This is a genomic window from Listeria immobilis (genome assembly GCF_014322845.1).
In the GTDB taxonomy this organism is placed as follows: domain Bacteria; phylum Bacillota; class Bacilli; order Lactobacillales; family Listeriaceae; genus Listeria; species Listeria immobilis.
This window is the reverse complement of the sequence record NZ_JAASUA010000018.1, coordinates 1-12,353: the sequence shown is the minus strand read 5'-3', so window position 1 is coordinate 12,353 and position 12,353 is coordinate 1. Positions and strand designations below refer to the sequence as shown.

Genomic DNA, 12,353 nt, shown 5'->3' with positions numbered 1-12,353 from the left:
TACCAAGAATTGGCTAAAATAATTTTTTGGCCCCTTTTTGAATCATCCGATGGCCCCTTTTTCAGTTGCGTTTAACAGTTGTATTAATATTGCTAGCATTAGTATCACCCTTCCTATTTCGGATATATATTCCCATCTGGTATTGGGAATATATCCTTAACACTTTCTTGGCTTTAAGCTTTTTTGAAAATTCTATTTGTGTATTGGTTATTACTTTATGATATGGATCATTTTTAATTAACATAAGATTACTGTAGTCATTTGTACCAGAGTCATCTAACGGTAATTTATCATGATCTTGAAAGTCTAATAGTAATTTTCCATCTTTCATTCTTAAAAAATAGTCACACTAATTAATTCTAGTATGACTATTTTTAAACCTTTAAGTATTTTTTTATTTATTATGGTTTTCAACTGCCCAATCTACAAAGTCATCAATACTCTTATTGCCATCCCCAACATCGGTAAGACGCCCGTTAAGTATGAAACTTAAACGATCTGGATTTAATTCCTTTAAAGAATACTTATTATTATCTTCATTTAACAGATACTTTATTTCTTTATTATATTTCTTATCAGGGCTACCATTGCGATACAATCGTTTTAAATCTTTTATTTCTTCCGTTGTTAAATATCTAGTTAGTCCATATTGTTCAAGTTCTTCACGAGCCTCCGAAGGTAAACTATTAGAAAAATTATTGATTCTTTCTATACGGCTTTTTTCCTCTTCATTAGCCTTGTATACATTATGTCCAACTATAGCCCCTATAATTACTAGAATTATAAGTATAAATGCTCCCCATAAAACCAATTTCTTTTTCATTTATGTGACTCCTTTATTTCACTTAACTGTCTTTTTTAACCAATCAGCAAAATCATCAATATTTTTATTTCCCTCACCTGCATCGCTAATCCTATTTAAAGCAGCATTCAATTCATTAGGATTTAATTCTTCCAGTTTACGATCTCCCTCAGCTAGGATATATGCTTCAGCTGAGTTAAGTCCATCAACTCCATAAATTTTTTGGAGATCAGCTTGTTCCGTTTCATTCAAATAACGAGTAAGACCATTGGTATCTATTTCTTGTTTTGCACGTACTGATTGTATATCAGGTACACCAGCTATATGATACGTTCCATTTTCTTCTTGATCAATTGAAACTCCTCCATTATTAATTACTGCATTAAAAAATGCTTTAGTCGTTTCATTTTTCTCTGAATCAAGTTTTGCTACAGCTTCTTTATATTCATTCACTTCTTGATAAATTGATGTTAGACCACTAATAATGTTCCCCTTACTTCCTAATTTAGAGGCACCAGTATCTATAACTTCTTTAGATAATGCTGTATAATCTTTTTCATATAAATGTGTTAATACATCTGCTTCCAATTTAAAGATTGGATTAAATATCCCTAAACCATCCTTGAATATATTCATAACTGTTGTATCTAGTAATTCTTCTTTCTCTTTCTTTAATTTAGATATTTTTGCAGCTTTATCTGACAGGAATCCACCAACTGTACCTAAATTTGAAATTAATACAGGACCTTTATCTTTTGTAACAATAGCATCTTCAATATTATTTCCTTCTATAGCAGTGTAAGACAGTGAATGATAGTTTAAGTTAAATCCAATCTGGCCATGCCTATCAATAGTCAATTTGTTAAGTGAATACCAATCAGAATATCCTTGTCCTGTTGCAGGATTCATCATTGAATTACTCGGAGTAGGTATAGTAGCTAGTGCTAACATAAGATTGTGCAGCCCTCTGTACTGATTAAACTTATTCTCCATTTGACTATAACTCTTGCTGTTGGGGTTTAAATTCATCATCAATGCAGTTGACTGACTTCCCATTACATCACACATTGCAGCAATATTTACAGCAAATTTTTTGGCATTACCACTATCTCCATACCTTATCAAAGCATTACTTACTATTTCTAACTCACTCAATTTCTGTTCTCTTTGTTCGTCCGGTTGATTTACTAAACGTGCCAGATGATTAGCTAAAATTAACTGCATATCCTGCGATAATTTGTCTGGATTTTCCGAAAAAACTTTACTATAATCACGTTTTAAGAGATCTACAAAAAAATCTCGATCATTTTCATTTTCTTTTATCGAATTATATTGGGCTACTAATTCACCTATGTCATAACCCATATCTTCTAATTTTTCAATTTCTTTCTCAGTAAGACCTGCTTCCTTTAAAACAGCCCTGTTTTCTTTTTCCTTCGCTTCTTTAATAATTGGGGATGCCCATTCCATATTCATTCCCATTGTACTGAACGTCCCGGTCGAGGCGTTAAAACCTGTATGTTGCAACACTTCGGTTATTCCTACCTGGAGATTTTTTACTTGTTGAATAACCGAATCAAAGTAAGTCGCTGATGTTTGATGAAACAGTCGTAAATTTTCTAATTTCGTCACTAAGTTCTTTTTGCACATCGTATAGATATTATCCATCGGTTTTAATAATGGAAACTCACTTAACATATCTTTTAGATCAGCTTGTAGCCGTTCCATTTCTTCTATTTGTTGAACTAATTCTTCTTCGATGACATCCGTATTCGCCACTTCTGCTCGAAAATTGGTCGTTAATTTTTTGTTTGGTTCTTGTAAGTCCTCGCAAAGAAAAATCATTCCTTGTGCTAAAACTCGATATGTCTCCATAAAATATTGTTTCGCACTTGCATAGGTCTTTCCTTGTAGAGACGGCTCCATGTTAAAGGCATCTATAGCCCGAATAACATCTTCCAAGCCATCAATGGTCAATTGACAGAAAGTTTCCACGCTAGTAGTTTGACTTTCTACTTCTCCTAAGTACATATCTATGCCCATTATTGCACCTCCCTGGATAATGTCAGGCGCTGGTGCAGGCATTCATCTTCTTTATCTGCTAGTTGCCTTTTGTTTTTTTGCAATTGCTCTGTTTGTTCTTCTAAATCATGAACAACCCGTTGATCCATGTATCGTAAATCCTGGTAATGATTATCTAAGAATGCATTCATCTCTCTGTCTCTATACCAGAATTGATCCAACCTTCTAAAAAGGTTCGCTTGCCGAAACCGAAACTCATGGTAGTACTGTTCTTTTCTTTCTAAGCTTCTACAATCTCGCTCATTTGTTTCTTGTTGTTCATTGATTAACCGTAATTGTTGTTGCATTTCTGCTAATTTTTTCTCTGTTTCTGTCATCCTATTCACCTCATATTCAATTGCTAAAATCAAATAGTTGTTTCAGCTGTGCGTCTTGATATTCAAATTCTTTTGCGACACTTTGAACATGTGCTATATCTTTGATTAATCCTTGTTGAAATGGAAGGACCATTTTCTGCACTGTTTGATTCGTTGACAAAGCTTCTTGATTCCCTAAAATAGTTGTTTTTTCTGCTTGCACAATAGAACTAGTGCCAGCATTTGCTACCTTTTCGGAAGCTTGGCCAAGTTGCTCTGCACATCTTGCAGCAGCCGAAAAATTACTTTGGATTTCCGTCATCGTATCCTCTCCTTGTACTATGGAAACTATCCTTATTATAGCATTTTGTTAGGAAGCATTTGTGAGCATATTGTGAACGGTTTTACATAAAAAAACGAACCAGGGGTCTCATCGTTGTTTATTTTCCCCTAACACACGCTCTATTTTCTGCTATAATTATCCAATAAGCCTTTTATTACCCATATAATAGAAGGAACTGATTATACTCATTTTCATCCCGGCCGGAACTTTTTGTTCCGGTTTTTGATGTTGTATAAACCTAAACTACTTACCTTCTGATTTTTGTTAGTGTGAAAAACTAGTGAATGTTTGTTTCCCTATCGTTCCCCTCCATTTTATTTAAATAACGATAAATCGTTGTTCGAGAAACATTCCAACGTTCTGCAATAACTTTTATCGGAGTCCCATTATCAACTAATGTCTTCAGTAACTCTAAGTCTTGTGCCTTTAATTTTTCAGGACGACCACCAAATCGTCCTCTTGCACGAGCAGCTGCACGGCCTGCGGCAGATCTTTCTAAAATGAGATTTCGTTCAAATTCAGCAAATGCCGCAAACAAATGAAACATAAGTTGTCCTGTAGAACTAGATTTATCCATCGTTATATTTTCTTGCAGACTATGAAAACTCACTCCACGTGCATTCAAACGATTAACGATAGAAATCAAATCTTCCATATTCCTTCCTAAACGATCTAAACGCCAAACGACAAGCGTATCTCCAGAACGGACAAAATCAATAGCCATTTCTAATCCAGGACGACTACTTTTCACTCCACTCATATGATCCGTGAAAATCTTCTCACAACTAAATTTATTTAAACTGTCTTTTTGTAAATCTAAATTTTGTAATCCAGTAGAGACTCGGGCATATCCTATTTTCAAAAAAAACACTCCTTTATTAACTCTATTGTACCATAACTTTATCTATGACATATAATTGAACATAGAATTTATTACGAGTTTATGAACACTAAATATCCTCCTATTTTAAAAAATTGTTGTTACTTCGAACAATAATTTGCACACATTTTAAGTACTATTTTGCACTATCTAACATATAAAAAATCTATCTTCATGTAAAAGATAGATTTTAACAATTATTTAATTCCGATAACTAAACTGTCTCGTGCAGCTTCAACAACTTCTGTTGTAATAGTTTCAAGATTATTAATTTCAAGTATTCTTTCAATCTGAGTGAAGAGTCTTTGTATAAGCCTGAAGTTTCCTCCGGTAATCTTAATTATGCTTGTTATGGATTCGTAATCAGAAAAATCTTCAAGTTTTATAGATAGACCTAATTCTTCCCACTTATATTCCAAAATATGATGAGCTTCATCTTTACTGAGTTTATCAAACTCATGGGAAAATCCAATTCTGGAATAGAGTTGAGGATATCGAGCTAATCTTTTCTCAATTCCAGGCATTCCGATCAATATCATTGCTAAGTCATTTCGATCATATAAATCCCGTAGTTGTTCTAAATTTTGCATTTTTAATCGATCTATTTCATCAACAATTATAAGATCAATATCTTTATAAATATCAGTAGGGTATTCTTCTTTCCCTCCATTATCTATCTTATAAACAGCTTTAGCCATACCCATTACACTACCAATAATACTAATTTCGTCAGTCATTTTAGTAGCACGTATTGCTGGAGCTGTATAAAAAATGGTTCTAGCTTTAAGAATCCTTTCATCTGTATCTAAACTAATTTCTTTTTTAAATTTATAATCTATTTGTTTCTCGATATAATCCCAGTTTGAATAATACCTTGAGGATAATGTTTTTCCAACACCTGGTAGTCCGTAGCAAATTCCTATATATTTATATTTAATACAGGCATTACAAAACTCTGCAAACCTTTTATATTCTTTTGTTTCAATAAACCTCTGTGTTTTATTCATTGAAATACCTCTTGAGTTTTGACCTTTTAGAATCAGATTTATCCGATTGGTTCCTCAAACTTTTTTGCTTTGATAAAGCAATTTCTTCTGCAACAGTTTTCCCTGATTCAAGTTGCTTCTTGAGATTATTTCGCACTTTATTCCGTGCTGAAATAATATCTTTTAAATCTACTTCGTAATCAGTAACTTCAGGGGAAATAGCAGTGCATAAATATTTATCTTGATAGAATACTCGAATTTCCGCAATATCCCTTGGGTCATAACGGATAATGACCGTTTCACCAACATATGCAGCTAAGTTTGTATCTATATATATCAATCCTTGGAAGTGAATACCGTCCGAATGGACCTTTCTCGATTTTGCTACATTTAATAATAATAAATCTAGACTTTCCAAACTATCTGGCATATTAGGGAGAAACCCAGAATTATTCCAAGCTTTTATGGGTTCTTTTTTTGTTGTACCATGAATCCTGTGATGGTAGTTATATATAATAAAGTTTGATAATTTTTCATCTAATTCTTTAAGAGAAAGAAGTGTAGAACTGTTCTGATTTCCAAGATATCCAGGTAAATCCTGTAGAAATAATTGATTAATGGTTGAAAAGAATCTTTCTATCTTTCCACGCCCTCTTGGAACCCCTACTGTAGAAAAAACTAGATTAATTTTCAAATCAATTGCTACTTGTTCCAAATGATTGGAGGTAAAGTCACTTCCATGATCTGTATAAAATTTTTCAGGTATACCACATATTGGCCAATCGGGGTTTCTTTTTCTCCATATTGCTTGGTGTAAAACCAAAGATGTATGTATAGCAGACGGGTTTTGAAAGGTTAAAAAATATCCAGCAACTGCTCGACTATAATCATCTAAAATAATTGTTAGCCAAGGTCTATCTGGTTTTCCTTTTTCATTTAAAACAGTTATATCTAATGGGGTATGATCAGCTTGCCAAATTTGATTAGGATAACTAGCCTCTCGTCGGTGAATTAAATCAAAAGTGTTTTGATATTCTTTTTTTCCTTCATAAGCTAATTTTTTTAGTCCTATTGATAAAGACTTTGAGATAGCATAGACCTGATAGTAACTGGGTTGCTTCCAGTTATTTTTTTTGCATGTCTCACAAATCTTCCTATGAATAGAAGTGACTGAATTTTTTTTATGACTAAGTATTAAATTCTTAATCTCTTCTTGAACTTCATTTTCCACTTTAAAAATCCCAGAATCTGTACGACTCTTTCGAATCAAACCAATTAATCCAAATTGTTGATACTTACTAACCCAATAGTGAAGTGTTCGTTTTGAAACACCAGATTCCTCCGCAATAGTTTTCAAGTTTTTCTCACGGTTAATGTATGGCTCAATTAATCTGTATTTTTCCATAGCCATTTGTCTCTGTTCTTTTGAATACGATGCCAATGGAAGAAGTCCTTTTCCCATATAGAAACAGCTCCTTTTTATTATTGAAGCTAATGCTATTAGTCCTTCTAATTGTTGTCATTGTTTAAATATCTATAAAGAGTGGCTCTACTTATGCCAGTCATTTCTACAATTTCTTTAACGCTGTATTCTCTAGTATTATATAGATTAACGGCTTTTGTAATATCTTTAGTTCCTACTTTTGGTCGTCCTCCTTTTCTTCCTCTTGCTCTAGCACTTTTTAACCCCTCTTTAGTTCGTTCAACAATCAAATCTCGTTCGAACTGGCTAAAAGCTTGAAAAACCGTCATCATTAACCTCCCTTGCGGGGTGATAGTGTCAAAGTTTTCTTTCACACTAATTAATTTCACATTTTTCTCTTCAAAGTAATTAACTAGATCAATTAAGTCTTTTGTACTTCTACCCAATCTTGAAAAACTTTCTACTACAACAATATCTCCAGGTCTCAATTTGTCTTTTAGACGATTTAGCTCTGGTCGGTTTGATTTTGTTCCTGTCATTTTTTCTGTAAGAATTTCATTACAATTATAATTTTCTAATAAATCTAATTGACGTGCTAAATCTTGTTGACGAGTACTTACTCGAGCATAACCATAAATGTACTGACTCATAAAAAAATACCACCTTTTCAATATAATTATATCACAAAGGGCGGTATATGATACATAGATTTTGAGCAATCTTTAAAGACGATATTCTCCTGATTTTTAGCTATATATTATTCATAGCAAAAACGTATCAAAAACATTCGTTTATGAGAATGTTGGAATCCATTCAAATAATAAACAGATCATTCTAATTAATTATTGTTAGTATAAAATATCACTTTTTCTAATATCATTCAAATATTCACTTGAATAAAACCGAGATTATGGTATACTATAATCAAATGATTATTTGAATGAGGTTGGTGAGGATATGACTAAGGAAGACACTTGTGAAATTTACTGTTATGACGAAGGAAAGGTAAACCGGATACAGGGAGATTTACAAAAAATTGATATTGGTAGTGTTGCTCAAATGCTAAAGGCTATTGCTGATGAAAACAGAGCAAAAATCACCTTTGCGCTGTGTCAAGATGATGAATTATGTGTGTGTGATATAGCAAATATTATTGGATCTTCTGTGGCAACAGCGTCCCATCATTTACGTACCCTTCATAAACAAGGGATCGTGAAGTTTAGAAAAGAAGGAAAATTAGCATTTTATTCGTTAGATAATGAACATATCAAACAAATAATGATGATTGCATTAGCACATAAAAAAGAGGTGAAGGTCAATGCCTGAGCAGCAATCAAAATTATTCGAACAAGAAATGAAAACATATCGTGTCCAAGGATTCACTTGTACAAACTGTGCATCCATTTTTGAAGACAATGTTAAAGAACTCCCTGGAGTTCAGGATGCGAAAGTAAACTTTGGAGCATCTAAAGTTTATGTTAAAGGAAATACAACGATTGAAGAACTAGAAAAAGCAGGAGCATTTGAAAATTTAAAGATTCGGAATGAAAAAGAACAGAGAGTAGAACGTGAACCTTTCTGGAAGCAAAAAGAAAACATTAAAGTATATATTTCAGCGTTATTACTTGTGATTAGTTGGTTTTTAGGGGAGCAATACGGAGAAGAGCATATTCTTCCGACCACTGGTTATGCAGCATCCATTTTAATTGGTGGATATTCGTTATTTATTAAAGGTCTTAAGAATTTAAGCAAATTAAATTTCGATATGAATACGTTGATGACTATTGCCATTCTAGGAGCTGCAGTAATTGGTGAATGGGGTGAAGGAGCAACTGTTGTTATTCTCTTTGCTGTCAGTGAAGCCTTAGAGCGTTATTCAATGGATAAAGCTCGCCAATCCATTGAATCATTGATGGATATTGCTCCAAAAGAAGCATTAATCCGTCGTGGAAATGAAGAAATGACGATCCATGTTGATGATATTCAAGTTGGCGATATTATGGTTGTAAAGCCTGGTCAAAAATTGGCGATGGATGGAACTGTAATTAAAGGTACATCTACGTTAAATCAAGCTGCCATTACAGGGGAAAGTGTTCCAGTAACTAAAACAGTTGATGATGAAGTCTTTGCAGGAACTTTAAATGAAGAAGGGTTGCTTGAAGTTAAAGTAACAAAACGAGTGGAAGATACCACTCTTTCAAAAATCATTCATCTGGTAGAAGAAGCTCAAGCAGAACGAGCACCATCTCAAGCGTTCGTTGATAAATTTGCGAAATACTATACACCAGCTATTATCATCTTGGCTCTTTTAATCGCTGTTGTTCCGCCAGTGTTATTTGGTGGTGATTGGAGTGAATGGATTTATCAAGGTTTAGCTGTATTAATGGTGGGCTGTCCGTGTGCTTTAGTTGTTTCAACACCAGTGGCTGTTGTTACTGCAATAGGAAATGCTGCAAAAAACGGTGTTTTAATTAAAGGTGGTATTCATTTAGAACAAGCAGGAGCCATTAAAGCTATTGCTTTCGATAAAACAGGAACATTAACAAAAGGTATTCCTGCTGTAACAGACATCGTAACGTATAGTGGGAATGAAAATGAATTGATGACTATAACAGCAGCCATTGAAAAAGGTTCGCAACATCCACTTGCTTCAGCGATTATACGAAAAGCAGAAGAAAATGAATTAAACTTTAATGGTGTGGCGATTGAAGAATTCCAATCTATTACTGGTAAAGGCGTAAAAGCCAAAGTAAATAATGTTATGTATTATGTAGGAAGTCCAAATTTGTTTGAAGAATTGTATCAATCGATTGAAAGTGATAGAAAACAAAAGATTACTGAAATGCAAACCCAAGGAAAAACTGTGATGGTGTTAGGAACCGAAGAAGAAATCCTTTCGTTAATTGCCGTAGCAGATGAAATGAGAGAATCTTCAAAAGAAGTAATCAGTAAATTGAACAATATAGGAATCGAAACAGTGATGCTGACAGGTGATAACAAACGAACTGCCACAGCCATTGGAAAACAAGTCGGTGTTTCTGATATTAAAGCTGATTTATTACCAGAAGATAAGTTGAATTTCATTAAAGAACTTCGTTCAAAGCATCAAAATGTAGCAATGGTTGGGGATGGCGTGAATGATGCGCCAGCGCTTGCGGCTTCCACTGTAGGTGTGGCGATGGGTGGTGCTGGGACCGATACAGCATTAGAAACAGCTGATATTGCCTTAATGTCTGATGATTTAAGTAAATTGCCATATACCATCAAATTGAGCCGTAAGGCTTTAGTGATCATCAAGCAAAACATTACCTTCTCTTTAGCGATTAAATTAGTCGCGTTATTGTTGGTTATACCTGGTTGGTTAACGCTATGGATAGCGATATTTGCCGATATGGGAGCAACATTACTTGTAACACTAAACAGTTTACGATTATTGAAAGTTAAAGAATAAAAATTATGTTCCAAGAAGTGAAGTGAAAGACAACATTTGTTCTCTCTTTAAATCTGAACTAAGCACCTTTTGTGGAATAAGGTGAATTGAAACTTTATTATAAAATTACATGCTTAATTATTAACTCCATTTTGATAAATCTTTTTTCAAAATGGGGTTTTTGTATTTGCTGATAAATAAGGTTAATGACATTTTTTAATCAATCTTTATTACAAAACTACACACTTTTCATAAATTGATGTGCAAAATAACACTTAAAATATACGCAAATTATTGGTCAAAGTTACAAACGTGAAATCACATAATACATCTAAAATAATAGACAAAGTTAGATCAGATGATCTATCTTCAGCAAAATCATTAATGAATAAACCTGTATGAATAGGTTCCTTTATAAATTGGAACATATTTGGATGGCTGAATTTCATATTGGAAAAAACATCGTAAATCATTTCTGGAGTACAACCCGTCCCTTTTGCTCCATCACTACCATACCCTGTATGAAAGGCATTATTTTCCTTTGAATATTTCAGTAATGCTAATAGGTTTTCTTCACGATAAACACCTTCTGAACCTTGACTTTTACGATCTATAAGTTGTGTTGGCGTGATTTTCTTGAATTTATTAAAAAATGTACTGAAAAAACTTTGTAATGAATTATAAGCTCTTGTTGCAAAAGCATGTTCATCATTCCCTTTTTTATTTTCCTCATGTTGGGCTTTCACTATTAGAGATGGATCAACAAATAACGCTTGATCCCTCCATAACATGATATCCACAAAATCAAAATCCTTTTGCTCACCTGTTAGTTTAAATCTTTCTGAAAATTTTTCTTTTTCCATGTATATATCTCTCTAATTGTATTTGTGCAATTTTTTTCATAACCTTTCAAAAAAATATTGCTTTTACAACAACAAAGCTATATAATAAAATTGTCGATTTATTTAGCTTATTGAGTAAATTTTTTTGAGTACCTGCACACACAAATGCAAGTTCCCGACTCAAAGTAGTTTAAAACCATATATATTGTACTATATTTCACAAAACAACACAAGATATAGTGCATATTTTTTATGTTCTTTTTTAAATTACAAAGACCAAATAAAAATTTTTGCCTTTTAGGCAACTTTTTATATGGTCTTTAAGCTATTCAAAAGTGAAAAATAACATTCTTTTTTATGATATAATAAAGAAAGTAGTAGTAAAGTGAAAAAGATGGTGGCTAAATCTCCAGGAACAGGGGTGATGCCTCTTGGTTATAAAAGGTTTTACTCCTAGAAAGGAATAGCCGTGTCTGTGTATGAAGCACTGACGTTTGCGGTGGTATTTGCCACCCTCGTCGTGATGATTCTCGACTTTAACAAACCAAAAAAATAACCATCTAATCCACTTTAGCGAGCTGATCGATGGTTACTTTGTGTAATTATTAGTCAATAGCTGCCGTCTTTTACGCGGTACCACTGCTATGGGAGTCATGTAGTTGCATGGCTCTCTTTTCATTTATATAATACCACATTTTAAGCTAGTTTGACAATATTCTGTACAAAAACTTCTGCTCTTTTTAAAAGAAAGATTGACTAATCGATTGGTACCAATTCAGAGCTAACAGCAACTTTTCTATGTAAAAATAGTTTTTTTGCGTCCCTATCTACAAAATCTATTAAAATTAACTTCCCCCAATAATACATAATGATTTCTTCTCTCTATTATTTATCCAATTTCTTGCTTTCTATTTTATAGGTTGTAATCATTAGTACTGAACTTATATGTATGTACAGATATATCCCAAGCATTAAACATTTTTCGAATATGAAAACTAATGGATCCTCTGACAAAAGCATTATAATGAAGTAATAGGAGATAATGTCTTCTGTTTAACGTAATACTAATTTGTATCCATACCTCATCTAAATAGAAGTAACTATCTAAACAACGTTTCTAAAAAGTTTAGATAGTTACTTCTTTATTTATTGCCTTTTTCTACGGAAGAAAGCAAGTAATCCTACCGCAAACAATCCGAGTCCTGCTAGACCAGTTGAAGCATTTGATTGATCCCCTGTTTTTGGAAGAGCAGCTTTTTCTTCTGGCTT

Annotated in this window: 11 protein-coding genes and 1 pseudogene; 2 read left to right on the top strand and 10 right to left on the bottom strand. The window is 33.2% G+C overall.

Annotation, left to right across the window (positions count from 1 at the left end):
* Positions 1-394: 394 nt before the first annotated feature.
* From HCJ45_RS14635 to HCJ45_RS14600, 8 genes and pseudogenes are all read right to left on the bottom strand, one after another.
* Entirely contained in the window at positions 395-823 is a 429-nt protein-coding gene (locus HCJ45_RS14635) for a hypothetical protein (RefSeq protein WP_185398420.1), read from the bottom strand.
* An 18-nt stretch (positions 824-841) separates the two neighbouring features.
* On the bottom strand, positions 842-2,845 hold the full coding sequence (locus HCJ45_RS14630) for an LXG domain-containing protein (RefSeq protein ID WP_185398421.1): 2,004 nt from the start codon (positions 2,843-2,845) through the stop codon (positions 842-844).
* Entirely contained in the window at positions 2,845-3,201 is a 357-nt protein-coding gene (locus tag HCJ45_RS14625) for a DUF3958 family protein (RefSeq protein ID WP_185398422.1), read from the bottom strand. Before HCJ45_RS14625 ends, HCJ45_RS14630 begins: the two co-directional genes overlap by 1 nt.
* A gap of 16 nt (positions 3,202-3,217) precedes the next feature.
* Positions 3,218-3,502, bottom strand: a complete 285-nt coding sequence (locus tag HCJ45_RS14620) for a TIGR04197 family type VII secretion effector (RefSeq protein ID WP_185398423.1) — start codon at positions 3,500-3,502, stop codon at positions 3,218-3,220.
* Between the two features lie 298 nt (positions 3,503-3,800).
* On the bottom strand, positions 3,801-4,385 hold the full coding sequence (locus tag HCJ45_RS14615) for a recombinase family protein (protein ID WP_185398424.1): 585 nt from the start codon (positions 4,383-4,385) through the stop codon (positions 3,801-3,803).
* A 215-nt stretch (positions 4,386-4,600) separates the two neighbouring features.
* Positions 4,601-5,410, bottom strand: coding sequence for an AAA family ATPase (locus HCJ45_RS14610; protein WP_185398425.1), 810 nt, complete (start codon positions 5,408-5,410; stop codon positions 4,601-4,603).
* Positions 5,403-6,851, bottom strand: coding sequence for a Mu transposase C-terminal domain-containing protein (locus HCJ45_RS14605; RefSeq protein ID WP_096870296.1), 1,449 nt, complete (start codon positions 6,849-6,851; stop codon positions 5,403-5,405). Before HCJ45_RS14605 ends, HCJ45_RS14610 begins: the two co-directional genes overlap by 8 nt.
* 65 nt (positions 6,852-6,916) lie before the next feature.
* Positions 6,917-7,462 (bottom strand): annotated as a pseudogene (locus HCJ45_RS14600) (recombinase family protein); the annotation flags it as partial.
* Positions 7,463-7,769: 307 nt separating this feature from the next.
* Here HCJ45_RS14600 and HCJ45_RS14595 point away from each other — a divergent pair.
* Both HCJ45_RS14595 and HCJ45_RS14590 read left to right on the top strand, forming a co-directional pair.
* The gene (locus tag HCJ45_RS14595; protein ID WP_096870298.1) at positions 7,770-8,138 is read left to right on the top strand and encodes an ArsR/SmtB family transcription factor; all 369 of its coding nucleotides are present in this window, start codon (positions 7,770-7,772) and stop codon (positions 8,136-8,138) included.
* Positions 8,131-10,263, top strand: coding sequence for a heavy metal translocating P-type ATPase (locus HCJ45_RS14590; RefSeq protein ID WP_185398426.1), 2,133 nt, complete (start codon positions 8,131-8,133; stop codon positions 10,261-10,263). The genes HCJ45_RS14595 and HCJ45_RS14590 overlap by 8 nt, the downstream gene beginning before the upstream one ends.
* 254 nt (positions 10,264-10,517) lie before the next feature.
* On the opposite strand, the gene HCJ45_RS14585 is transcribed toward HCJ45_RS14590, so the two are convergent.
* On the bottom strand, positions 10,518-11,105 hold the full coding sequence (locus HCJ45_RS14585; RefSeq protein ID WP_185398427.1) for a hypothetical protein: 588 nt from the start codon (positions 11,103-11,105) through the stop codon (positions 10,518-10,520).
* A 1,125-nt stretch (positions 11,106-12,230) separates the two neighbouring features.
* The coding region (locus HCJ45_RS15210) for an LPXTG cell wall anchor domain-containing protein (protein ID WP_187125279.1) at positions 12,231-12,353 on the bottom strand (123 nt) is incomplete at its 5' end.

Bases quoted from the DNA above. Each gene is read 5' to 3' on its own strand.
- HCJ45_RS14635 (WP_185398420.1), bottom strand. From the start codon at position 823: ATGAAAAAGAAATTGGTTTTATGGGGAGCATTTATACTTATAATTCTA.
- HCJ45_RS14630 (WP_185398421.1), bottom strand. From the start codon at position 2,845: ATGGGCATAGATATGTACTTAGGAGAAGTAGAAAGTCAAACTACTAGC.
- HCJ45_RS14625 (WP_185398422.1), bottom strand. From the start codon at position 3,201: ATGACAGAAACAGAGAAAAAATTAGCAGAAATGCAACAACAATTACGG.
- HCJ45_RS14620 (WP_185398423.1), bottom strand. From the start codon at position 3,502: ATGACGGAAATCCAAAGTAATTTTTCGGCTGCTGCAAGATGTGCAGAG.
- HCJ45_RS14610 (WP_185398425.1), bottom strand. From the start codon at position 5,410: ATGAATAAAACACAGAGGTTTATTGAAACAAAAGAATATAAAAGGTTT.
- HCJ45_RS14605 (WP_096870296.1), bottom strand. From the start codon at position 6,851: ATGGGAAAAGGACTTCTTCCATTGGCATCGTATTCAAAAGAACAGAGA.
- HCJ45_RS14595 (WP_096870298.1), top strand. From the start codon at position 7,770: ATGACTAAGGAAGACACTTGTGAAATTTACTGTTATGACGAAGGAAAG.
- HCJ45_RS14590 (WP_185398426.1), top strand. From the start codon at position 8,131: ATGCCTGAGCAGCAATCAAAATTATTCGAACAAGAAATGAAAACATAT.
- HCJ45_RS14585 (WP_185398427.1), bottom strand. From the start codon at position 11,105: ATGGAAAAAGAAAAATTTTCAGAAAGATTTAAACTAACAGGTGAGCAA.